Below are 22,291 nucleotides of genomic sequence, written 5' to 3' on the forward strand. Positions count from 1 at the left end.
ACCGGACAATATAAAAACGGCCGCATCGTTGGAAAGCGATGCGGCCTTTTGGTTTTTATGGCGCCGACAATTTATACGTCGGTATCCAATTCCTCGGCGGCCAGTTTTTTACCGGGCAGATAACTCGGCGCCACACTGATCAAAATGGTCAGAAAGGTGGCCAGATAAGGCACGGCCTGTACGGCCAATACCGCGACCCACAGGCGGCCGCTGGTGTTATCGAATTGCGGCTCCATGCGCATCGCCACGATGCCGGCAATCAGCAAACTCAGCAACAGAATCTCCTGCCAAATGACCAGCAAGCCGGCAATCAACGGACCTTGGGCTTCGTATTTCGGCGTGCGCATGAAGGGCTTGCCGGAGGTGAATAGGCCCTGCAAGGTACCGCGCGCCACCGTGTGGGTCAGGGACAAACCGGCCAAGGCCGCCCCCATGGCCTGCAAGGTCGAGCAGGCCACCCGCGCCTTATACAGCCAAAGTCCGCGGCCAACCTTAAACACAAACAAGCCTATGGTGGGCAATAGGAAGGCATTGATGGGCAATTCGCTGTGCAGCGGATTAAGTACCAACAAGGTTGTCAGAATCAAACTGGCGCCGGTAAACAACAAGGCCAAGGCATCCGAAAACCAGGGCAGCCAGCCGGCCACGAAGTAGTAACGTTGCGCGGACGTTAGCGCGGATTTCTTATTGGGTAAAAAGTGCCGCCAGTGCTTCTTGATGATTTGCATGGCGCCATATACCCAACGGAAGCGTTGCGTCATATAACCGGAGAAAGTATCCGGCATCAGGCCGCGGCCGAAGGATTCCTTGCAATAGACCGAATCGTAGCCGGCTTCATAGAGGCGCAGCCCCAGTTCGCTATCCTCGCAGATACACCACTCGCCCCAGGCGCCCACCTTATCGAACGCCGATTTGCGCACCATGGTCATGGTGCCGTGCTGGATGATGGCGTTGTATTCGTTGCGCTGCACCATGCCGATATTGAAGAAACCGGCGTATTCCCAATAACAGATGTCCTTGAAGGTGCTCTGGTGAGCATCGCGGTAATCCTGCGGGGATTGCACGAAGCCGACGTTTTCCCGGTCGAAATAGGGCACCATGGACTTCAGCCAATCAGGCGACAGGATGTAATCGCTATCGATGACGGCGATAATCTCGGCGTCTTCGGCGGTATTTTCCAGTGCATAGTTGATTGCGCCGGCCTTGAACCCCGGCCAATTATCCAAATGGAAAAACCTGAATTTGGCTCCCAACCGATCGCAGTCGGCCCGCACGGGCTGCCAAACGGACGGATCCTTGGTATTGTTATCCATCACCAGTACTTCATAATTCGGGTAGTCAACCTTGGCCAAGGCATTCAACGTCTTGCGCACCATTTCCGGCGGCTCGTTATGAATCGGCAGATGGATGGACACCTTGGGATATTTGAAGTCAGGCGAAGGCGTCAAGGGGGTAAAGGTGCGCCGCCCCTTGCGGTGCCAGAGCACTTCCGCCAGTTCCAGACTTTCCGTCAGCAGCACCAGAATCGCCATGGCCTGCATCATCAGCAATATGCCCCAAAACACCACCGAAAAACTGGTTTGGTACTGGGCCGCCGCAATGGAGGCCGACCAGAACAGTACGGAAGCCGCCAGGTTCGCCACGATGCCGAACAAAAATTTGCCAGGCAATTTCAAACTTTTGCGGGTAAACAAAAAAGCCGCCATCAAGATGACGCTGAGTATCGCCGCGCCGCTGGCGAAATTGCGCCACATCGGATTGGCGACTACCTCGCCCTCCATCGGAAACTTGGGCTGGCGATCGGCGTTGAACAAGCCCCAATAGGCGCCGGCGGTACCTTCGAGTTCGATTTTCCAGGGCTGATCGAATGCCTCGATCACATAATAGATGATGTTTTCCGCCGTGGCCCGATTCAGAAAAGCCCGCAAGAATTTGGCTTCGTTGACCAACGACGCGGTTGCGTTTCTTTGCGGCGGCCCGTCGGAAGGCCAGCCGGCTTCGGTAATCACGATGGGTTTGTTGGGATACTGTTGCTGCAATTCGTAATAACGCTTGAATACGTAATCGACGGCCCCAACACCTTCGGCCCCCTTGGGCAGGTCGACGGGCACTCCCTCCCAATAGGGCAGAATATGTACGCCGATATAGTCGACTTCCGCCACCAAGTCCGGGTTAGCCGCCCAAATATCCCAGGTTTCGGAGGTACTTACCGGCTTCCAGGTGCGTTTTTTGACTTCCCTGATGTACTCGATCAACTGCTTGGCTTTCTCGGCAACTTCGAGCTTTACTTGTTCTTCAATTTTGTCCTTGAGCTCCCTATCGCTCAGTTGTCCGCCAAATTCCGCCCGAACTTGCGCGGCTACCCGCCCGGAAAGTTTGGAACGCGCCCGCAACAGCGATTCGTTACCCACCAAGGTACGGACTATGGTTTTGGGGTACTGGTTGCTTAAATTGATCAGGCTTTCGATTTCGCGGCGATTTTTTTCCTCGATAGCCTGCTTGTCCGCTTCGGTGGTATTGTCGTCGAACAAGTCTATCCAGGCGCCCATCGCCAAATTGATGCCGGTTTTGGAAGCCAATTCCGGCACGACTTCCATACCTTCGGTAGAGGTATAGGTTCTGATGGAATGAACCTTGCCGGCAAAAAGCTCCAGATCCGCCTGCACTTGTTCGCGGGTCGGGTAGTTTTTCTTCTCCGGGTTGAAATCTCGCGGGGTACCGTTGTAGGTAACCCCCATCATGGTGCTGTTCCAGGACGGCAGTTGCAACGGGTTATTGATATAGGTCCAGATGGCATAGTTGCCGGCAACCAGAACTATCAACGTAAATAAGGTAGCTATTTTGGCTTTCATTTCGAGCGGAAAACTCCAAATCTAAAAAAAGGGACCGGTAAACTTTAATTTGCGGAATGGATACGCGGACGGCTAAAAATCGTCATGCCTGTTTTAGCGCTTACAGTAGTGTAGTCCGGTTTCGGTCGGTATACAGAATTACCACGGACATCCGCGCAAAAAAAACCCCGCAAAACCCGACCTAAGTAAAGCGTTCATCACTGCGGGCGAATGCCCCGCCAGTTTGATCGACGCTGCTTAGGCCAAGCTTAATGCGGGGCCCGTGGGAATCTTATTTCAGAGACAGGGTTTCGGCGCGCCCTATGGTCTCGACATTCAATTTATCTTCTTTCAACAGCCAGCCAATCGCGCGCTGGACTTCATTTTTGCCCAAGCCGGTTTCCGTTGTAACTTTCGAGACACTGGCTTCACCATTTTCATTCAGATAGTGCCAAATTTTACCTGCCGCATCACCAATTACATCTCTCATTTCACCACCTCACATTTCAACAAAAAAACCATCTTTGGCCTTGCCCGAGCAATCCCGCGAAGCTTATCGCGGCGAAAACACTAGCGGTCGTCGGGTAACACAATATTCAATTCCAGGGTTTCTTGATTGCCATCCTGCTCAAAATTCACCGTAATGGCATCCTGGCCGACGTTGACATATTTCCGGATGACCGCCAGCAATTCCTGCTGCAATTGAGGCAAATACGAAGGCTGGTTGCGCGAGGAACGTTCGTGGGCAACCAGAATCTGCAATCGCTCTTTCGCCAGCGAGGCGCTGCTCGGTTTCGACGATCTGAAATAATCCAAGAGACTCATTACTTTCTCCCTAACAGCTTGCTGAACAAGCCTTTCTTCTCTTCCTCAATGAAACGATGGGGTTTGTCTTCCCCTAAATACCGGGCCACGATGTCCTGATAGGCTTGACCGGCGTCGCTTTGTTCGTCGAGGATGACGGGCGTGCCCGAGTTTGAAGCATTCAATACCGATTTCGATTCAGGAATCACACCCAACAAATGCAGCGACAGAATTTCCTGTACATCGTCCACGCTCAACATTTCGCCCAGTTTGACCCGATCCGGCGAATAACGCGACAGCAGCAGATATTCCCTGATGGGGTCCTCGCCTCTTTCCGCGCGACGCGACTTGCTGGACAAAATACCCAGCATGCGGTCGGAATCGCGCACCGAAGAGACTTCGGGATTGGTGACCACAAAGGCATCGTCGGCAAAGTACATGGCCAAGGTGGCCCCGCGTTCGATGCCGGCCGGCGAGTCGCAAACGATATATTTGAAATCCTTTGCCAGTTCTTCCAGAATCTTGCCCACGCCTTCGGTAGTCAAGGCATCCTTGTCGCGGGTTTGCGAGGCGGGCAAAATATAAAGCTGATCGCAACGTTTGTCCCGGATCAAGGCTTGATTCAGGGTGGCTTCATTGTTGATGACGTTGACCAGATCGTAAACCACCCGGCGTTCGCAGCCCATGATCAAATCCAGATTGCGCAAACCCACGTCAAAATCGATAACCGCGGTTTTATGACCTCTTTTTGCCAAGCCCATTGCGATAGCCGCACTGGTTGTGGTCTTGCCCACACCACCTTTTCCCGACGTGACGACGATAATTCTGGCCAATGTAATTCCTCCGAGGAAAGCTTAAATATCTTTAATAATTAGGGTCTGATTGTCCAGACTGATCTGAACTGGCTTGTGCGCTGTTTCCGGACTTAAATCGTCGCTAAGCTGATAAATACCGGCAATGGAAATCAATTCGGCCTGCAGGTCGGAGCAGAAAATCCGGCTGTTGATGTTGCCCGGCACGCCGGCCAGGGCTCGCCCGCGCAAGGTGCCGTAGACGTGAATATTGCCTTCCGCCATGATTTCGGCGCCGGCACTGACCGTCGCGGTCACGATCAGGTCGCCCTTGGCATATACCCGTTGGCCGGAACGCACCGGCTGGGTGATCAATTTGTTTTCGAGGGTTTGTTCGGGCTGTTTGCTTGCTTCCACTTCCGACGACACGGCCAGGGTTTTTGCCGCCGGCTTATGCGTCGCGGCTGAATTGCCACCGTGCAGTGAGTGCACCGGCAGGTTCATATCCAGCGCCGCGCGATTTTGCCTGTCGTTGCCGCCGCGAATGCCTATAGGCAAAAAACCCAAATCACGCACCTGTTTAACCAGGGACTGTAAATCCATATCCAGCCCCTGGCCGTTCAATTTTTGCAAATCGATCAACAGGGGCGAGTGCTTGAAAAATTCGGGCGCCTGGGCGATTTTTTCCTGTAATTGCAGCTCGATATGCTTCTCGTCAATACTGGCCAGCAGCAGCACCGGCACCGTCAAAGAGGTGCTTTTGAATTCCAAGGCGGCTTTCTGTAGGGACGGGGAACTGGTCGACATCGAGTTTCCAAGGGGAATCAGCTATTTGTAAGGGAAATACTATCATTATCCATCGGAAAAAGCATAGCGGGACTTAGAGCAGGAACAGGGTTGCCAAACCCAGGAATGCCATAAACCCCACCACATCGGTGACGGTGGTCAACAATACCCCGCCCGCCAAAGCCGGATCAACGCCCAATCTATCCAACACTACCGGAATGGCCACTCCAGACAAGGCCGCGCAGACCAAATTTATCATCATTGCCGCCCCCAACAGCAAGCCCAGATGCGGATCATGAAACCAGAAACCGGCCACTCCGGCCACTACCGCGGACCAAACCAAACCGTTGACCAAACCTACCGACACTTCCTTAAACAACAGACTGATGGCGTTGCCGGCGGATACTTGCTGCAAGGCCAAGCCGCGAATTACCAGGGTCAGGGTCTGACTGCCGGCTATACCGCCCATGCTGGCCACGATCGGCATCAATACCGCCAAGGCCACAATTTGCTGAATGGTATCCTCGAACAAATCGATCACCCAGGCGGCCAAAAAGGCGGTCAACAGATTGATGCCCAGCCAGACCGCCCGCCGCTTGGCGCTGGTGACCACAGGCGCGAACATATCGTGTCCCTCGGTCAAGCCGGCCATGCCCATCAACGAATGATCCGCTTCCTCGCGAATGACGCCGACGATATCGTCGATGGCGATGCGGCCCATGACCTTGCCGTCATCCGCCACCACCGGCAACGACAAAAGCTTACGCTGTTCGAATAAGCGCACCACGTCTCGGCTGGGTGTACTGTGAAGCACTGCAACACCGCGACTATCCATCACGTCGGCCACCTTGCTATGCGGGTCGCTGGCCAGAAACTGGCTTAGCGGCAATATGCCCCGGAACTGCTCGGTGCGGTCGACCACAATCAGGCTCTCCGTGCCCGGCGGAATTTTACCGCGCTTTCTCAAATAACGCGCCACCACATCCAAGGTCACATCGGCGCGTACCGTCAACACTTCGCGGGACATCAGGCCGCCGGCGGTATGCTCGCCGTAACCCAAGGCGCTTTCGAAGCGACTGCGATTGCGCGCGCCTATGGTTTCAATGACTTGCGACAACAATGGCTCCGGCAGCACGTGCAACAGATCGACCATGCTATCGGAGCCCATGTTTTCACAGGCGGCGATCAAATCCTTGCGGTCGGTGATTTTCAAAAGACCGGCGCCGACTTCGACATTGACTTCGACCAATATCTCACCCATCACGCTGGGAGGAATAACCGCCCAAATTTTGGCGCGATGCTCGGCTTCCAACGATTCCAGAATGTGCGCGGTTTCGGCGGGATATAAGGAATGCACCCAATTCCGTATATCCATTTGGGTTCCCGACCGCAGGATCTCGGCGGTTCTGTCCAGCAGTTGTTTGCGGTTTTCCAGCGCTAATGATGACATGGTGAAAAATTGATATTGAACCGGCCGCATTGTCCGTTACCGCAGTTCGCGGTGTCTGACAATCACATTCGGAATTTTGTCTTTAAAATACCGGCTCAGCTCCTCGACCAGAAAAACCGAGCGGTGCTGTCCGCCGGTACAACCGATGGCAATGGTCAGATAACTGCGGTTGTCGGACTCGAAGCGGGGCGCCCAGCGCTCGATGAATTGGCCGATATCCCGCAAAAACTCCCGCACCACGGATTCGTTCTGCAAAAAATCGATTACCGGCTGGTCTTTGCCCGTACATCCCCGCAATTCCGCTACCCAATAAGGATTGGGCAGGCTGCGGGCGTCGAAGACGAAATCGGCATCCAGCGGAATACCGTATTTAAATCCAAACGATTGAAATAATATCGACAATCGGCTTTTGCCCTTCTCCCCCAGGCGGTTTTTCAGCAAATCCCGCAACTGGTGATAATGGGTATAACTGGTATCGACGGTAATGTCGGCATGCACGGCCAATGGCCGCAACACTTGCTGTTCAATTTCCAGCGCCTCGCGCAAGGGCCTGCTGGCGGTAGTAAGCGGGTGTCTGCGGCGGGTTTCGCTATAGCGCTTGAGGATGATATTTTCCTCCGCATGCATATAGACCACCTCGCACTCTATCCCCTTGTCGCGAATGAATTTTAATTTGTTGGGAAAATCCGCCAGACTTTCGGTTTGATTGCGAGCATCTATGCCTATGGCGGTTTTTTGATAAATATCCCGGCCTTCCAGCATGACATGGTCAACAAAGTCCCGCAGCAAGGCAATCGGCAGATTGTCGATACAGTAATATCCGCAATCTTCCAGGGTATCCAGTGCGATGCTTTTTCCCGAGCCCGACAAGCCGCTGATAATGACCAATTTCATAAACTGTAACAGGGCGAAGCCGGGCTTCGCCCTGCCCTGGTGGCTGGATGATTAACGATGGTTTTGTAATTTTTCTTTGTGTTTGACGATTTGTCTGTCGAGTTTGTCGACCATGTTGTCGATCGCGACATACATATCTTCTTGCGTATCATCGGCGTACAGTTTGGCGCCGCTGACTTGCACGGTGGCTTCGGCTTTTTGCTCCAGTTTCTCGACGGTCAAAATAACGTGGACATCGACCACATTATCGAAATGGCGCTTGATTTTGCTGATTTTGTCTTCCACATGGGCTTTTAATGCCTCGGTGACTTCTACGTGGTGACCTGTGATACTGACTTGCATGGAAATACTCCTGTTTATAAAAAATGTGCTTCCCGTTTGATTTAAATGTGCCTCTTCCGCTGGCTGGTGGAAGGAATCGACATGGCTTCGCGGTATTTTGCAATGGTACGCCGCGCCACATTGATACCCTTCTCGTTCAATAAGTCGGATATTTTACTATCGCTTAAGGGTTTGGCCGGATTTTCATTCCCCACCAACTCTTTTATCAGTGCTCTGATCGCCGTGGCGGAACACTCGCCTCCTCCCTCGGTACTGACGTGACTGGAGAAGAAGTATTTAAATTCGATCACTCCCTGCGGAGTGTGCATATATTTTTGCGTGGTGACCCTGGAAATGGTGGACTCATGCAGTTCCAGTTCCTCGGCGATATCGCGCAAGACCATGGCCTTCATGGCAATCGGTCCGTGTTCGAAAAATTCGCCCTGCTTTTCCACGATACTCTTGGCCACCCGCAATAACGTATCGTTGCGGCTATGCAGGCTTTTGATAAACCAACGCGCTTCCTGCATGTGGTTTTTCATGCTGACATTGTCCTGGCTGTTATCGGCCCGCTTGATCATGCCGGAATAGAACGGATTGATGCGCAGTTTGGGAGCGATATCCGGATTCAGCGTAACCAGCCATTGATCCTTGACCTTGTGCACGAACACATCGGGCACCACGTACTCCACATCGGCTTCCTGCAGGCGCGCGCCCGGCTTGGGATCCAGACTTCTGATCAAGGCCAGCACGCCCTTCAATTGTTCTTCGGTGAAGCCTACCCGTTTCATCAGCCGGGCTTGGTCGCAACTGGCCAACAACTCCAGGTGCCGGGTAACGAAATCCAACGTGTCGGCTTTGTACGGCGTATGCTCGGGCAACTGCTGCACTTGCAAGCGTAAGCAATCCGCCAAATCCAGGGCGCCCACGCCGACGGGATCGAAATTCTGGATCATGTGCAGCACGGCCTGCACCTCGTCCATCTCCAAATCGTCCAATTGTTCCAGCAGGCCTTGATAGATATCGTTCAAATCGGTGGCCACATAACCGTCGTCATTTATGGCATCGATTATTCCCACCGCAATCGCGTAGTCGCGTTCGGAGACATGGGTCAATTCCAGTTGCCAGATCAAATGATCCTGCAAGGTTTGAGTTTTACCGCGAAAAGTTTCGAATTCCGCGCTATCCGACGAATCGTCACCCGCCGGCAAGGCACTCTCGTAGACGTCGTCCCAGCTGACATCGACCGGCAGTTCATCCGGCATGTCGGTTTGCGAACCTTCGCTGGTAATCTGATCGGTATTTTCGGATTTTTTATCCCTGTACTCCAGGGTAGGCAAATCATCCTCTTCAACCTCCAACATCATGTTGGATTCCAGCGCCTGCTGAATTTCCTGTTGCAGATCCAGGGTCGACATTTGCAACAATTTGATCGCCTGTTGCAATTGCGGCGTCATTGTCAGGCTCTGACCAATTCTGAGCTGTAAAGATTGCTTCATGACTACTCGATCTCTATAAGCTAAATGTGTCGCCCAAATATACGCGGCGGACTTCCTCGTTTTCAACCAATTGCCGCGAGGCTCCCTCGGCAATCACCTGCCCCGCATTCAGAATGTAGGCCCGGTCGCATATTTCAAGCGTTTCCCTAACCTTATGTTCGGTAATCAATATACCGATACCCCTTTCCTTCAGTTGGGCAATAATTTTTTGCAATTCCAGCACCGAAATCGGGTCGACGCCGGCAAACGGCTCGTCCAGCAGAATAAATTGCGGCTCCGAAGCCAGTGCCCTGGCGATTTCCACCCGCCGGCGTTCCCCGCCCGACAGGCCCAGCGACTGTTGATTGCGTAAATGGCTGATGCCGAATTCGCCCAGCAACTCATCGATCATCAATTCGATCTGGCCATCGGTCAGATCGGCGCGTATCTGCAACACGGCCCGCAGGTTATCCGCCACGCTCAATTTACGGAACACCGAGGCTTCCTGAGCCAGATAGCCGATACCCAGCCGCGCCCGCCTATGCATGGGATGATGCGTAATGCATTGATCGTCCAGATAAATCTGGCCGGCATCCGCCTTGACCAAACCCACCAGCATGTAAAAACTGGTGGTTTTGCCGGCGCCGTTGGGGCCCAATAAACCGACCACCTCGCTGGTATTGACCTCCAGACTGACCCCGTTAACGACGTTACGGCGGTTGTAGCTTTTGAAAATTTGTTCAGCTCTCAATCGCGCCATGTCAGTTAGCCGGTTTCGCCTTGGGTTTGATGACGGAGTGGACCCGCTTGCCGTCCGAACTGGACTCGCCGGCCTTCAACAGAGAATTTTTTGTATCATACTCGATACGATCGCTGGATTGTCGGGCATCGCCCTGCCAAACCGAAGCGTTCTTCATAAAAATCAACAGATTCTTGTCCGGATAAAATTCGTTGATCAGTCCTTCTCCGTACATCTTGTCTTTCCCCACGGCGGGCAACTGTTCGAACTTCGACGGGTTACCGGTCGCCACCAACTTGATAATGTCGCCGTCTTTCAGATAGACCACCAATTTATCGGCATCGATTCTGATACTGCCCTGTTTGGCCACCACCTTGCCGGTATAAGTACTGATTTGGGCCTTTTCGTCATAAACCGCGCTGTCCGAATCGATATAGACAGGCTGCTCGGAATCGCTTTCCAACCCCAAAGCCGGACCCACGCACAGCAATAGCCCCAAGCCGATCAACTTACTTAATTTCATAACGCCCTTTAACCTTGGACAATAATTTCAAGTGAATAGGACTCACAAAGGTTACTTCCATGCCGGTGCCCGATGTTTGATTGGGTGGGCTGACGATATCCGCCCAAGCCGCTGTTTCCGCATAGTGGGTTGACAATTTAACCCGCAAATCCGAAGTACTGATTTTCATGGCGGACGAACCCTTGGAGGCCTGGCGCTCTATCAAGGCCTTGCCGTTCAAGCGCAGATTGTCCCCGTCGGCCGCCATGATACCGCTATCGGATCGAATCACCCATGGCGCGGCATTGGGGCTGTGCAAAACCATCATCGGCCTCTCCAGATGGGTGGAGCCATCCGCCTTGAAATGCCGCAACTTTTCCGCCGTCAACTCGCTCTTGGGCAAACCGTCCAGATCCATTTCTTTTTTGTAATAACCGGAACTGAAAAAATCGGGGCTGTTTTCGGCCACTTTGATCTCGATGGCGCGCTGTTCGTACAACTGCTGCAACCACCAAGTCAACAAAGCGGCCCCGGCCACGTAAATGAACAGCTGGTATTTATCCCAAAAGTTCATAAATAGTTCCGCAACATCGCGTCAAAACTACCCTGCACCTGCATGATCAGGTCGCACACCTCGCGCACGGCTCCCATGCCGCCCGGCGTTTGCGTGCACCAATCCGCCCGCTGTTTGACCGCAAAGTTGGCATCGGCAACCGCCACCGCGAAACCGGCTTGCAACATAATCGGCAAATCCAGCACATCGTCGCCGACGTGGGCAGCTTGCCCGGGACGCAAGTTCAGGTTTTGCAGGATCTCGGCAAAGGCCGCCCGCTTGTTTTCATGCCCTTGGTACACCAAATCGACGCCGAGAGTCTGCATGCGCAACGTCACGGAATTCGATTTGCGCCCGGAAATCACCGCCACCTCGACGCCGGATTGCCGCAATAGTTTAATACCGTGGCCGTCGCGGGCATGAAAGCATTTGTATTCCTGGCCGTGGTCGTCGAAGAAAAGACGTCCGTCGGTCAACACGCCGTCGACATCCAGTATCAACAATTTCAGCCGTTTGATTTTATCCTGTTGCTCCCGCGACAAATTCAGCATGCCCCCTCCTCAAACAATGCCGGCCCGCAACAAATCGTGCATATTCAATGCACCGTGCAGATGTTTATCTTCATCGACCACCAGCAGGGCGTTGATCTTTTTGCTTTCCATGATTTGCATGGCTTCGGCGGCCAGGATGTCCTGTTTGATCACCGCGCAAGGCCGCGTCATAACCTCCGCAACCCGGGTACCGCGCACATCGAGATTCTTTTCCAGCATGCGCCGCAAATCGCCGTCGGTAAATATGCCCGCCACCTGCCCATCCTCATCGACCACCGCCGTCATGCCCAGCTTCTTTTCCGTCATCTCCAGCAAAGCTTTACTGACCGTCACCGAATCGGCAACCATCGGCACTTCGACGCCTCTGTGCATAATGTCGCCGACCTGCAGCAACAAGCGCTTGCCCAAACTGCCGCCCGGATGCGACAAGGCAAAATCATCGCGGGTAAAGCCCTTGCTTTGCAACAACGACACAGCCAGCGCATCGCCCATCACCAAGGCCGCCGTGGTGCTGGAGGTCGGCGCCAAACCCAATGGACAAGCCTCTTGTTCGACAGCCACATCGATATGCACGCTGGCCAGCTTGGCCAAGGCCGATCCGGCGTTGCCCGTCATGGCAATCAAAGGCACGCCCAGCCTCTTAATGATAGGCAAGATCGTCAAAATTTCCTCGGTTTCGCCGGAATTGGACAAGGCCAACACGACATCCTGCCGGGTTATCATGCCAAGGTCGCCGTGACTGGCCTCGCCCGGATGCACAAAAAAAGCCGGAGTACCGGTGCTGGCCAGGGTAGCGGCGATTTTGCCGGCGATATGGCCGGATTTACCCATCCCCGTCACCACCACCCGGCCCTTACAGGCCAGAAGCAAATGGCAAGCCCGGATAAATTGTTCGTCTATGCGCTCCGCCAACATGGCAACGGCTTTGGTTTCGGTTTGAATAACCGCCACAGCCAAGGCCTGAATATCCTGATCGCACACCAAACCAATCCCCCACCAAAAACGCTAAAAAAGGAACCATTATTGCATGTTATTGCCGACCTTTTCATCCCGAGTCATTGACTTATTATTGACCCCTCATACAAAATAGCCCACTTCACTCCCCAAATTATGTAATTCCGGCAGATGCCCACTAGCGCAAGCTCGACAAATCATATCGTTAGCGTCGAAAACCTCAGCTTTTCCCGCGGCACGAGAAAAATTTTTGACGATGTCAGCCTGAACATACCGCGCGGCAAGGTCACCGCCATCATGGGCCCCAGCGGAACCGGTAAAACCACGCTGCTGAAATTGATTGGCGGGCAGTTGTATCCCAACGCCGGCCGAATACTGGTGGACGGGCAAAACGTGCATCAGCTAAAGACCAGGGAGCTATATAACTTGCGCAAGCGCATGGGCATGTTGTTTCAAAGCGGCGCCCTGCTGACCGATATGAATGTCTACGACAACGTGGCCTTTCCATTGCGGGAACACACGCATTTGCCGGAATCCATGATCCGCACGCTGGTGCTGATGAAGTTGCAGGCCGTCGGTTTGCGCGGAGCCCATCAATTGATGCCTAACGAACTGTCCGGCGGCATGGCCCGGCGGGTGGCGCTGGCCCGTGCCATCGCCCTCGATCCGATGATGATCATGTATGACGAGCCGTTCACCGGACAGGACCCTATTTCGATGGGAGCCTTGGTACATCTGATAAAGTCTCTGAATACCACCCTGGGCCTGACCAGCATCATCGTCTCGCACGACGTGCATGAAACGGCCGCCATCGCCGACTATATCTACGTACTCTCCGAAGGCAGAATCGTCGGCCAGGGCACGCCCCAGCAACTGGCAAGCTCGGATTCGGCCTGGGTACAACAATTCATGAACGGCGACGCCGACGGCCCAGTGCATTTTCATTACCCGGCCAGGGATTACCTCGACGATCTGCTGACCGCCAAATAACCCGGACTCGCGATGCTTGAATTTTTAGAACTTCTGGGAAAGACCGCCCGCGGCAGTTTCGCCAAACTGGGCCGGGCCACCTTTTTCCTGATGCATGTGCTGGCGGGCATACGCGAAGTATTACCGCGCCCCAACCTGTTGAACAAACAACTGTACTCGGTGGGCGTGCTGTCGTTTCTGATCATCGCCATTTCCGGCCTGTTCGTCGGCATGGTGCTGGGCCTGCAGGGCTATTATATTTTGTCGGATTTCGGCGCCGACGAATCCCTGGGCCTGATGGTGGCGGCTTCGCTGGTGCGCGAACTGGGGCCGGTGGTTTCAGCGTTGCTGTTCGCCGGCAGGGCCGGGTCGGCGCTGACGGCGGAAATCGGCCTGATGAAAGCCACCGAACAATTGTCCGGCATGGAAATGATGGCGGTGGACCCGATCAACCGCATCATCACCCCGCGTTTTCTGGCCGGCCTGATTTCCACCCCGCTACTGGCGGCCATTTTCAGTTCGATAGGCGTCATGGGTGGACACTTGGTTGGCGTCGGCATGCTAGGCGTCGACGACGGCGCCTTCTGGGCCCAAATGCAAAACGGCATAGACTTTAACGAAGACATCATCAACGGCGTCATCAAAAGCGTGGTGTTCGGATTCGTGGTGTCCTGGATCGCCTTGTTCGAAGGCTACGACAGCGTACCCACCTCCGAAGGCGTCAGCCGCGCCACCACCCGCACCGTGGTCAATTCCGCCTTTTCGATTCTGGGACTCGATTTCATTTTAACCGCTCTGATGTTTGGAGACATTTGACATGCAGCACTCAAAAACGCAGGACACCCTGGTCGGCATGTTTGTCGCCGTCGGTATTGCCGCCCTGTTTTACATGGCCCTGCAAATCAGCAACCTGGGCTCCTACAGTAACGGAGACAGCTACACCGTCAGCGCCCGCTTTCAGAACTCCGGCGGCCTGAAGATCAAATCGCCGGTATCGCTTGCCGGGGTAAAAATCGGCCGCGTCTCGTCCATCACGCTGGACAAGAGCTCGCACGAAGCCGTGGTGGAAATGCGTATCGACAGCCAATACGACAATCTGCCCGACGATTCCAGCGCCAGCATTTATACCGCCGGCCTGTTGGGCGAACAATACATCAGCATAGACCCCGGTTCGTCCGAGGATTATTTGAAAGACAAAAGCCGCCTGGACATCACCAGCTCGGCCATCGTGCTGGAAGAAATGATAGGCAAGTTCATGATGAACAAAGCGGAAGGCAAATAATGGCCAAGCTGAGCTTGAGCGAACAATCGCCCGGCTATTTTACGGTGGAAGGCAATCTGACCTTCGCCAGCATAGACAAACAAACCTTGCAGTCCTTCAGATTTTTGAAGGGCATAGAGACCATTTACATAGACTTGTCGAAAGTCGGCAAAACCGACAGCGCCGGGCTGGCCCTGATGATCGAATGGATCAAGCAAAGCCGCGCCATCCGTGCCGAACTGCGCTTCAAAAACATTCCGGAGCAACTGATGGCTCTGGCCAAATTGAGCGGCTTCGACGAAACCGAATATTATTCCGGCAGTTCATCCGGTTCTGCCCCCAACAATGTAAGCAACATCAATGGATAAATTACTGATTACCGGCGGCGAACCGCTCGACGGCGAACTGCGCATTTCCGGCGCCAAGAATGCCGCCCTGCCGATTCTGGCGGCCACCATATTGTCCGAAACGCCGGTCAGCGTCGGCAACATTCCGCATTTGCACGACATTACCACCACGCTGGAACTGCTGGGCCAAATGGGCGTCGGCCTGATGGTCGACGAAAAAATGAATATCGAGGTCGACTCCAGTACCATCGATAAATACGAAGCGCCTTACGAACTGGTAAAAACCATGCGGGCCTCGATTCTGGTACTGGGCCCGTTGCTGGCCCGCTTCGGCGAAGCACACGTATCACTGCCGGGCGGTTGCGCCATCGGTACCCGGCCGGTGGACATACATATCGACGCCTTGATCAAACTGGGCGCCGACATTCAAGTGGAAGCCGGCTACATCCACGCCAAGGCCAAGCGCCTGCAAGGTTGCCGTCTGGTGCTGGATAAAATCACCGTCACCGGTACCGAAAACATCCTGATGGCCGCCACCCTGGCGGAAGGCGTCACCATTATCGAAAACGCCGCCAAGGAACCGGAAGTCTCCGATCTGGCCCACTTTTTAAACAAAATGGGCGCAAAAATCAGCGGCATCGGCACCGACATTCTGACCGTGGAAGGGGTGGAAAAACTCGGCGTGCCCGGCTTGCACTACGACATTCTGCCGGACCGCATCGAAACCGGCACTTATCTGGTGGCCGGCGCCATCAGCCGCGGCCGGGTCAGATTGAAAAACACCGATCCCACCACGCTGGACGCGGTACTGGACAAACTGAAGGAAGCAGGCGCCGAAATCACCACCGGCGACAACTGGATAGAGTTGAACATGCACGGCAAGCGACCCAAGGCGGTCAGCGTGCGCACGGCGCCCTACCCGGCCTTTCCCACCGACATGCAGGCCCAGTTTACCGCGCTGAATGCGGTAGCCGAAGGCGTGGGCCTGATCACCGAAACCGTGTTCGAAAACCGCTTCATGCACGTACAGGAAATGCAACGCATGGGCGCGCAAATCAAACTGGAATCCAACACCGCCATCATCACCGGGGTTGAAAGACTGACCGCCGCGCCGGTGATGGCAACCGACCTGCGCGCCTCCGCCAGCTTGGTCTTGACCGGCTTGGTAGCCGACGGCAGCACACTGGTGGACCGCATTTATCATATCGACCGCGGCTACGACCACATCGAAGAAAAACTCACCCAGCTTGGCGCCACCATCCGCCGCGTGCCTAATTAATAGACGACTGAAATCATGTTGACCATAGCCGTATCCAAGGGCCGCATTTACGAAGAAGCCCTGCCGTTTTTGCAGCAAGCCGGCATCACGCCGGTTGACGACCCCGACAAAAGCCGCAAGCTGATCTTGCAAACCACCCGCCCGGACGTGCAACTGGTGATCATCCGCGCCACCGACGTGCCGACCTTCGTCGAATACGGCGCGGCCGATATGGGGATTGCCGGCAAGGACGTGCTGCTGGAACACGGCGCCGAAAGCCTTTACGAGCCGCTGGATCTCGGCATAGCCGGCTGCCGGCTTATGACCGCCGGCCCGGTCAATGCGCCGGAAGTCAAGGGCCGTTTGCGTGTCGCCACCAAATACGTCAAAACCGCGCAACGCTATTACGCCGACCTGGGCATACAGGCCGAAATCATCAAACTCTACGGCTCGATGGAACTGGCGCCGCTGGTCGGCTTGGCCGATTGCATCGTCGATTTGGTTGACACCGGCAACACCCTGAAAGCCAACGGCCTGGAACCGCGCGAATTGATCGCCAACATCACCTCCCGGCTGGTGGTCAACAAGGCGGCGATGAAAATGAAGCACCAAGCCATCCAGGCGTTGATAGACCAGTTCGAAACTACTTTGGCACAACGGTAATCACCATGACAGCAATCCAAATGTTGCGCCTCGACAGCGCCGACCCTCACTTTGCCGATGCGTTAACGCAAAGACTGGCCTGGGATGCCAGCGACGACTTGGAGATACACCAACGGGTATTGGAGATCATCGCCAACGTGCGCAAACACGGCGACCAAGCCTTGCTCGACTACACCAACCGCTTCGACCGCACCAACTTTAAAGCCGCCGCTGAATTGGAATTGGGTCAAGCCGCCTTGAAGCAAGCCTGGGACAGCCTGCCGACGGATCAAGCCCAAGCCCTGCAAATCGCCGCCGAGCGCGTCCGCGCTTATGCCGAGCATCAAAAACTGCAATCCTGGCAATTTACCGAAGCCGATGGCACGCTGCTGGGGCAAAAAGTCACCCCGCTGGATAAAGCCGGATTGTATGTACCGGGCGGCAAAGCCGCCTATCCATCCTCGGTATTGATGAATGCAATTCCGGCCAAGGTTGCCGGGGTCGGCGAATTGATTATGGTTGTACCCACACCCGGCGGGGAAACCAATGCCATGGTACTGGCGGCCGCCTATATCGCCGGCGTCGACCGGGTTTTCACGATAGGCGGCGCCCAAGCCGTAGCGGCGCTGGCTTACGGCAGCGAAACCGTGCCGGCGGTGGACAAGATCGTCGGCCCCGGCAACATCTACGTCGCCACCGCCAAAAAACTGGTATTCGGCCAGGTCGGCATCGACATGATTGCCGGCCCGTCGGAAATTTTGATCATCTGTGACGGCCAAACCGATCCCGACTGGATCGCCATGGACCTGTTCTCGCAAGCCGAACACGACGAAAACGCCCAGTCGATTTTGATCAGCGACAACGCCGAATTTCTGGACCGGGTCGAGGCCAGCATCAACAAACTGCTGCCGGAAATGGAACGGGCCGAGATCATTCGCGCATCGATGACCGGGCGCGGCGCTTTCATCAAGGTCAACGATTTGACCGAAGCCGCCGAAGTCGCCAACCGCATCGCCCCGGAACACTTGGAATTATCGGTCGCCGACCCGGAAACCCTGGCCGCGCAAATCCGCAACGCCGGCGCTATCTTCATGGGCCGCTACACAGCCGAAGCCTTGGGCGATTATTGCGCCGGCCCCAACCACGTACTACCGACTTCCAGCACCGCCCGCTACTCTTCACCGCTGGGTGTGTACGACTTCCAAAAACGCAGCAGTTTGATCAATTGTTCGGCTGCCGGCGCTTCCGAGCTTGGCAAGATTGCTTCGGTGTTGGCGCGGGGGGAGAGTTTGACTGCTCACGCGCGGTCGGCGGAATATCGGATTTAAGAACTATTCCCTCTCCCGCCGGGAGAGGGTTAGGGTGAGGGGAGTTTTAAATTTGTGTCGCTGCCGCGACAGTCATTTAGAAGTCGGTTCGCGGACCGACAGCCGCGATACTTTCTTTTGCGTCGCCAAAAGAAAGTATCCAAAGAAAAGGCGACCCGAATCCCGCGTTAATCCTGCGCTCCTCAGGTTTGAGCGGGGTTTCCCGAAGGGGCCTCCAAGCCCCCGCGGAAAACGCGATGCATCCCTGCATCGCCCCTAGCGGGCTAGTCCGCCCAAACCCTCCGGTGCTCGGCGCGGCATAACGGGAACAAAACCAATCCGTAATTTAAAGAAAACCAATACGATATATACAGTTCCAAAATGTAAGAAGTGGCAATAACAAAAGCCAGTCAATCGAGAATAATATCATTCTCACGCTACTTAACAAGCTCTAACGGCTAACCTGTACTAATAATAACGAAAAAAGTAAGTGATAAAATTAATGACATTTTTTATTAATAGAGAAATCAATTCATTAGCTTTAGACAAGAAGCAATCTAAGCATATTAAATCCAGTTCATTAAAAAACTGCATTATCAAAATACAAATAACACCCAATACAACAAAATGGGTTCGTCTTTCGGTTTTCCTATAAGCGCTAATAGAATCATTCAACGGCTTTTTTGCTAAAGATTGATAGTCATTGTCATCTAGAAACGCATAGAGCTTCGTACGCCACGATTCTCTTGATATTTCAATAATCCGCAAGAAATTATTATTCGTTGTAATAGTAATCCAGTATGAAATTCCAATATACATAGCTATCAAAATAAAAATCCCCGCATAAGCAACTGATATTTCAGTAACTTTGCCATTTGGCATAGAATAACGCACAGCAACTGCACCAATGGCAATAGCGACATCACGCCAAACGGAACCTGATAAATCTTTTGATTGCTGTAAAAGTTTCTGAATTTCTTCCGCTAGCGTTTTTCTCAGGTCAGCTAGCGACTTTAAAGTCTCTTTGCTACTGGTTCTTAAATGCGCCTTATAAACGAGCCGAGCTGAATCAAGTGCACCTGGTAATCGTAAAGCCAAACCTTCACAAAACGAAACATCAGAGCTCCAAGAACGAGCTAATTCAGAGGTTAAAAAGGTATGCCTTACCTCAACATCCTCACCTTCTAAGTAGACCCAATTTGCGGAGTCTTGAAGTATTTGAAATGGAATTTCTTCTGCCAAAAAACAACCGAAATCGATTATTTTTGGAGGCTGTCCTGATAAATTAAGCTTAAAACTGTCGCCTTCTGTATAAAGCTCATTTGGCAGCGATTTAGCCAACATCTCTGACGCCACTTCTTGCCATATAGCAAACGCAGGGCAATCATCCGGAGCTGATCCGTTTAAAAGCCATGGTTTAATAGACACTGGAGCCATCAGCTCAGACGATTGACATCTGACATATTTTCTTGGCCCAACAAAAGGTTTTGATTTGAAGTCATCAAGGGCGTAACCCTGTGGAGCATTAACCCATGGCTCGACCATAAAGGCTTTTGACTCGAATCCATTCTGAATAAAAGCCAGCTTGATAGCGTTAGCCGATATTAGCTTTTCTTCACTACGAAGTAATGCTTTCCATCCTTCTAATGAAAAAAGATGCGGAACGTTAATTGGGCATTCAAATGTCAGGTCTAACCGAAACTTATCTCCTTCATTTCCAGCTTCTGGATAAATAGAATCACCTGTCTCATCCTTGCATACTAAAGTTAACCAAGGGATACTCTCATCAACAACAGCTTGCCAAGCTGTTAGAGTCGCGCCGTTTAGCCTTCCACCTACCCAAAGATGGCCTGGATCTTCGGATATTCTGAAATCAGCAGAACTTCGGCTAAGTTCAACAGCCTTAAGAACCCTTTCCAATATCGATGTCATCGGTAGTTATTTCGGTAGTAACGATCACTATTTTCGTCCTGACTCCATCTTCATGAGGTATTCGCTCAGGGGCATGCTCCTCATCGTAAATAACTTGTGTCCCTTCCACAGTTTCCAATCGCCGGCGAGGAGGCTTCTGAATACTTTCCGGAATGATCTCAAATGACTCTTCAGCGATACCCAAATCTTTTAAATTCTTAGATAACGTATTTCGAATAGGCGAGTTTTCATCTACAGCTCCAAAAATAGCAGATATCAATGGTTCATAATTTTCAGCATCAAATTGCTGTCCATTTTGGCGTAAGACAGCATAAATATGGCTAACACCGCTCCGTTGAATTTCGATTGGCAATGAAGTTCTATGCTTTTTAAATGTATTTTTGAAAGCATCCACTAATTTACTACTCATCTTTTCAGGTGAGTTTACTCGGCGAACTTCCAAAAAACTCTGAAAATAATCTGAGATATGAGTTGGCTTACTTCTATCTTTTACGATTACTTTGCCTCCTTGATCATCTTGAAGACGTACTAGGGCAATTTTTTGCATAGCCTCCGCTTTACGCACAAAGGTTTCCCGAAACCTCTCCAATTGAGGCACTATCTCTGTTCCATTCTGATTTAAGATATAACGAACAACATCCTCGTTATCATATTTTATGAGAGCATAAATTGTATTATCTTGCCCCGCCATCAATTCAAAAACAAAGAAAACACCTTCACTTGTATTACCACCAGAATGAAGTCTTTGAAAATCGCGCGCTAATGCCTTAGTAGAGTTGGAAAAGTTATTTTCATTTTCTCCTATCGAACGCAGTGTGGCTTCCGTCGGAGAATGCAGCTTGAATTCAAAGAGATTCCCTTTTAATGCGGACTTGACGCGCTCTAAGAAGAAGTCCGTAAATTGTGGTGGCTCAATTTCTTCAAGCAAGATCGGCTCTTCGAGAGATTTCCCAACAACATGAAAAATCATTCGACTAATAGAGAGCATCTGTTTTTCTGCATCAGTCAAAAAGCTCATTGAATTTCCTTAACTCAATCAATTATCCAAAAACAAAGAAATAAGTCGCAACCTAGGGTTGTTAAAAAGGCATAGCAATTAGGGGGTGCACACGATACCTACTAAATATTAAACGATTTCAAGTTTCGCTACGGGGTTTTTCCCGTTATGCCGCGCCGAGCACCGGAGGGTTTGGGCGGATTAAGGCCGTAAGGTGCAATCGTAGGGCGTCAATAGGCGCAGCCGTATTGCGCCGTATGTTAGCCTTCAAGCATTCGGCGCATTACGCTATATCGGGTCAGAGGGAGCCGCAGCTCCCGTCTGCCCACAGAACCGTGCGTACGGGTCCGTACACGGCTCCTCACGCAAGACGAATCCACTGAGAAACATCAAACCAATGTGCCAATTGTCGGTCGGATCGTATTTCCTGGCCCATCAGGTTGATAAACCAACTATTCGGATAGGCTCTTGTCACCGCACGGGTGACTGAAAGCGCCCATCGTTTCTGGTTGGAAAAGACCGTTTGGGCGGCTTGCTTTCGCGGTACACCTCGTTTGACCAGATGTCGATACAGATACGGCTTTCGCTTCTGTTGGCTCACCAGTCTCGCCCGCAAACGCCTTCGAATGTGGGCTTCGATCTTCCTCAATTGGGACGGGTACTGAGTCAGACTATAAGGCCGTAAGGTGCAATCGTAGGGCGTCAATAGGCGCAGCCGTATTGCGCCGTATGTTAGCCTTCAAGCATTCGGCGCATTACGCTATCGCTAATGCGCCCTACAAACTTCCAAAATAGTAAACGATTTCAAATTTCGTAATGGGTTTGCTCCCGTTATGCCGCGCCGAGCACCGGAGGGTTTGGGCGGATTAGCCCGTTAGGGGCGATGCAGGGATGCATCGCGTTTTCCGCAGGGGCTGGGATGCC

At 52.9% G+C, this 22,291-nt stretch carries 23 protein-coding genes; 7 read left to right on the forward strand and 16 right to left on the reverse strand.

Annotated features, from left to right (window positions below):
• Nucleotides 1-71 precede the first annotated feature (71 nt).
• The 14 genes from NP590_RS12465 to NP590_RS12530 all read right to left on the reverse strand — a co-directional run bounded on the left by NP590_RS12465 (nucleotide 72) and on the right by NP590_RS12530 (nucleotide 12,681).
• Entirely contained in the window at nucleotides 72-2,852 is a 2,781-nt protein-coding gene (locus NP590_RS12465; RefSeq protein WP_256602761.1) for a glycosyltransferase, read from the reverse strand.
• A gap of 271 nt (nucleotides 2,853-3,123) precedes the next feature.
• Nucleotides 3,124-3,321 (reverse strand): winged helix-turn-helix domain-containing protein, encoded by a 198-nt coding sequence (locus tag NP590_RS12470; RefSeq protein ID WP_256602762.1) that lies wholly within the window; start codon nucleotides 3,319-3,321, stop codon nucleotides 3,124-3,126.
• 80 nt (nucleotides 3,322-3,401) lie between these two features.
• Nucleotides 3,402-3,656: a cell division topological specificity factor MinE gene (gene minE, locus NP590_RS12475; protein ID WP_256602763.1), complete on the reverse strand. Its 255-nt coding sequence runs from the start codon at nucleotides 3,654-3,656 to the stop codon at nucleotides 3,402-3,404.
• The gene (gene minD / locus NP590_RS12480; RefSeq protein ID WP_256602764.1) at nucleotides 3,656-4,468 is read right to left on the reverse strand and encodes a septum site-determining protein MinD; all 813 of its coding nucleotides are present in this window, start codon (nucleotides 4,466-4,468) and stop codon (nucleotides 3,656-3,658) included. Before minD ends, minE begins: the two co-directional genes overlap by 1 nt.
• Before the next feature lie 21 nt (nucleotides 4,469-4,489).
• Nucleotides 4,490-5,233, reverse strand: coding sequence for a septum site-determining protein MinC (minC, locus tag NP590_RS12485; RefSeq protein ID WP_256602765.1), 744 nt, complete (start codon nucleotides 5,231-5,233; stop codon nucleotides 4,490-4,492).
• Between the two features lie 73 nt (nucleotides 5,234-5,306).
• Nucleotides 5,307-6,662 carry a magnesium transporter gene (mgtE, locus tag NP590_RS12490; protein WP_256602766.1) on the reverse strand — a complete coding sequence of 452 codons (1,356 nt, stop codon included), beginning with the start codon at nucleotides 6,660-6,662 and terminating at the stop codon, nucleotides 5,307-5,309.
• Nucleotides 6,663-6,698: 36 nt separating this feature from the next.
• Nucleotides 6,699-7,556, reverse strand: coding sequence for an RNase adapter RapZ (gene rapZ, locus NP590_RS12495; protein WP_256602767.1), 858 nt, complete (start codon nucleotides 7,554-7,556; stop codon nucleotides 6,699-6,701).
• A 51-nt stretch (nucleotides 7,557-7,607) separates the two neighbouring features.
• Nucleotides 7,608-7,898, reverse strand: a complete 291-nt coding sequence (gene hpf, locus NP590_RS12500; protein ID WP_256602770.1) for a ribosome hibernation-promoting factor, HPF/YfiA family — start codon at nucleotides 7,896-7,898, stop codon at nucleotides 7,608-7,610.
• Between the two features lie 41 nt (nucleotides 7,899-7,939).
• Nucleotides 7,940-9,376 carry an RNA polymerase factor sigma-54 gene (locus NP590_RS12505; RefSeq protein WP_256602771.1) on the reverse strand — a complete coding sequence of 479 codons (1,437 nt, stop codon included), beginning with the start codon at nucleotides 9,374-9,376 and terminating at the stop codon, nucleotides 7,940-7,942.
• 13 nt (nucleotides 9,377-9,389) lie between these two features.
• A complete protein-coding gene (gene lptB / locus NP590_RS12510) occupies nucleotides 9,390-10,115 on the reverse strand; it encodes an LPS export ABC transporter ATP-binding protein (RefSeq protein WP_256602772.1) in 726 nt (241 codons plus the stop codon).
• A gap of 1 nt (nucleotide 10,116) precedes the next feature.
• Nucleotides 10,117-10,617: a lipopolysaccharide transport periplasmic protein LptA gene (lptA, locus tag NP590_RS12515; protein WP_256602773.1), complete on the reverse strand. Its 501-nt coding sequence runs from the start codon at nucleotides 10,615-10,617 to the stop codon at nucleotides 10,117-10,119.
• Complete coding sequence (gene lptC / locus NP590_RS12520) at nucleotides 10,604-11,170, reverse strand: LPS export ABC transporter periplasmic protein LptC (RefSeq protein ID WP_256602774.1); 567 nt, start codon at nucleotides 11,168-11,170, stop codon at nucleotides 10,604-10,606. Before lptC ends, lptA begins: the two co-directional genes overlap by 14 nt.
• A complete protein-coding gene (kdsC, locus tag NP590_RS12525; protein ID WP_256602775.1) occupies nucleotides 11,167-11,700 on the reverse strand; it encodes a 3-deoxy-manno-octulosonate-8-phosphatase KdsC in 534 nt (177 codons plus the stop codon). Before kdsC ends, lptC begins: the two co-directional genes overlap by 4 nt.
• Nucleotides 11,701-11,709: 9 nt before the next feature.
• On the reverse strand, nucleotides 11,710-12,681 hold the full coding sequence (locus tag NP590_RS12530) for a KpsF/GutQ family sugar-phosphate isomerase (RefSeq protein ID WP_504222746.1): 972 nt from the start codon (nucleotides 12,679-12,681) through the stop codon (nucleotides 11,710-11,712).
• A 144-nt stretch (nucleotides 12,682-12,825) separates the two neighbouring features.
• Here NP590_RS12530 and NP590_RS12535 point away from each other — a divergent pair, with 144 nt between their 5' ends.
• The 7 genes from NP590_RS12535 to hisD are packed head-to-tail and all read left to right on the forward strand — an operon-like array spanning nucleotide 12,826 to nucleotide 18,459.
• Complete coding sequence (locus NP590_RS12535; protein ID WP_256602776.1) at nucleotides 12,826-13,644, forward strand: ABC transporter ATP-binding protein; 819 nt, start codon at nucleotides 12,826-12,828, stop codon at nucleotides 13,642-13,644.
• A gap of 12 nt (nucleotides 13,645-13,656) precedes the next feature.
• Nucleotides 13,657-14,439 (forward strand): lipid asymmetry maintenance ABC transporter permease subunit MlaE, encoded by a 783-nt coding sequence (gene mlaE, locus NP590_RS12540; protein WP_256602777.1) that lies wholly within the window; start codon nucleotides 13,657-13,659, stop codon nucleotides 14,437-14,439.
• Nucleotide 14,440: 1 nt separating this feature from the next.
• On the forward strand, nucleotides 14,441-14,905 hold the full coding sequence (gene mlaD, locus NP590_RS12545; RefSeq protein ID WP_256602778.1) for an outer membrane lipid asymmetry maintenance protein MlaD: 465 nt from the start codon (nucleotides 14,441-14,443) through the stop codon (nucleotides 14,903-14,905).
• Nucleotides 14,905-15,252: an STAS domain-containing protein gene (locus tag NP590_RS12550; RefSeq protein ID WP_256602779.1), complete on the forward strand. Its 348-nt coding sequence runs from the start codon at nucleotides 14,905-14,907 to the stop codon at nucleotides 15,250-15,252. The genes mlaD and NP590_RS12550 overlap by 1 nt, the downstream gene beginning before the upstream one ends.
• Nucleotides 15,245-16,510: a UDP-N-acetylglucosamine 1-carboxyvinyltransferase gene (murA, locus tag NP590_RS12555; protein ID WP_256602780.1), complete on the forward strand. Its 1,266-nt coding sequence runs from the start codon at nucleotides 15,245-15,247 to the stop codon at nucleotides 16,508-16,510. Before NP590_RS12550 ends, murA begins: the two co-directional genes overlap by 8 nt.
• 15 nt (nucleotides 16,511-16,525) lie before the next feature.
• A complete protein-coding gene (gene hisG, locus NP590_RS12560) occupies nucleotides 16,526-17,152 on the forward strand; it encodes an ATP phosphoribosyltransferase (RefSeq protein WP_256602781.1) in 627 nt (208 codons plus the stop codon).
• Between the two features lie 5 nt (nucleotides 17,153-17,157).
• The gene (hisD, locus tag NP590_RS12565) at nucleotides 17,158-18,459 is read left to right on the forward strand and encodes a histidinol dehydrogenase (RefSeq protein WP_256602782.1); all 1,302 of its coding nucleotides are present in this window, start codon (nucleotides 17,158-17,160) and stop codon (nucleotides 18,457-18,459) included.
• 447 nt (nucleotides 18,460-18,906) lie between these two features.
• On the opposite strand, the gene NP590_RS12570 is transcribed toward hisD, so the two are convergent.
• Both NP590_RS12570 and NP590_RS12575 read right to left on the reverse strand, forming a co-directional pair.
• Nucleotides 18,907-20,370: a hypothetical protein gene (locus NP590_RS12570; protein WP_256602783.1), complete on the reverse strand. Its 1,464-nt coding sequence runs from the start codon at nucleotides 20,368-20,370 to the stop codon at nucleotides 18,907-18,909.
• Complete coding sequence (locus NP590_RS12575) at nucleotides 20,342-21,388, reverse strand: nucleoid-associated protein (RefSeq protein ID WP_256602784.1); 1,047 nt, start codon at nucleotides 21,386-21,388, stop codon at nucleotides 20,342-20,344. The genes NP590_RS12570 and NP590_RS12575 overlap by 29 nt, the downstream gene beginning before the upstream one ends.
• Nucleotides 21,389-22,291: the final 903 nt, after the last annotated feature.

Origin of the sequence: Methylomonas subterranea (assembly GCF_024505185.1) — a bacterium.
Classification (GTDB): domain Bacteria; phylum Pseudomonadota; class Gammaproteobacteria; order Methylococcales; family Methylomonadaceae; genus Methylomonas; species Methylomonas subterranea.

Coding starts and splice junctions, on each gene's coding strand:
- NP590_RS12465 (WP_256602761.1), bottom strand. CDS start 2,852: ATGAAAGCCAAAATAGCTACCTTATTTACGTTGATAGTTCTGGTTGCC.
- NP590_RS12470 (WP_256602762.1), bottom strand. CDS start 3,321: ATGAGAGATGTAATTGGTGATGCGGCAGGTAAAATTTGGCACTATCTG.
- minE (WP_256602763.1), bottom strand. CDS start 3,656: ATGAGTCTCTTGGATTATTTCAGATCGTCGAAACCGAGCAGCGCCTCG.
- minC (WP_256602765.1), bottom strand. CDS start 5,233: ATGTCGACCAGTTCCCCGTCCCTACAGAAAGCCGCCTTGGAATTCAAA.
- mgtE (WP_256602766.1), bottom strand. CDS start 6,662: ATGTCATCATTAGCGCTGGAAAACCGCAAACAACTGCTGGACAGAACC.
- rapZ (WP_256602767.1), bottom strand. CDS start 7,556: ATGAAATTGGTCATTATCAGCGGCTTGTCGGGCTCGGGAAAAAGCATC.
- hpf (WP_256602770.1), bottom strand. CDS start 7,898: ATGCAAGTCAGTATCACAGGTCACCACGTAGAAGTCACCGAGGCATTA.
- NP590_RS12505 (WP_256602771.1), bottom strand. CDS start 9,376: ATGAAGCAATCTTTACAGCTCAGAATTGGTCAGAGCCTGACAATGACG.
- lptB (WP_256602772.1), bottom strand. CDS start 10,115: ATGGCGCGATTGAGAGCTGAACAAATTTTCAAAAGCTACAACCGCCGT.
- lptA (WP_256602773.1), bottom strand. CDS start 10,617: ATGAAATTAAGTAAGTTGATCGGCTTGGGGCTATTGCTGTGCGTGGGT.
- lptC (WP_256602774.1), bottom strand. CDS start 11,170: ATGAACTTTTGGGATAAATACCAGCTGTTCATTTACGTGGCCGGGGCC.
- kdsC (WP_256602775.1), bottom strand. CDS start 11,700: ATGCTGAATTTGTCGCGGGAGCAACAGGATAAAATCAAACGGCTGAAA.
- NP590_RS12535 (WP_256602776.1), top strand. CDS start 12,826: ATGCCCACTAGCGCAAGCTCGACAAATCATATCGTTAGCGTCGAAAAC.
- mlaE (WP_256602777.1), top strand. CDS start 13,657: ATGCTTGAATTTTTAGAACTTCTGGGAAAGACCGCCCGCGGCAGTTTC.
- mlaD (WP_256602778.1), top strand. CDS start 14,441: ATGCAGCACTCAAAAACGCAGGACACCCTGGTCGGCATGTTTGTCGCC.
- NP590_RS12550 (WP_256602779.1), top strand. CDS start 14,905: ATGGCCAAGCTGAGCTTGAGCGAACAATCGCCCGGCTATTTTACGGTG.
- murA (WP_256602780.1), top strand. CDS start 15,245: ATGGATAAATTACTGATTACCGGCGGCGAACCGCTCGACGGCGAACTG.
- hisG (WP_256602781.1), top strand. CDS start 16,526: ATGTTGACCATAGCCGTATCCAAGGGCCGCATTTACGAAGAAGCCCTG.
- hisD (WP_256602782.1), top strand. CDS start 17,158: ATGACAGCAATCCAAATGTTGCGCCTCGACAGCGCCGACCCTCACTTT.
- NP590_RS12570 (WP_256602783.1), bottom strand. CDS start 20,370: ATGACATCGATATTGGAAAGGGTTCTTAAGGCTGTTGAACTTAGCCGA.
- NP590_RS12575 (WP_256602784.1), bottom strand. CDS start 21,388: ATGAGCTTTTTGACTGATGCAGAAAAACAGATGCTCTCTATTAGTCGA.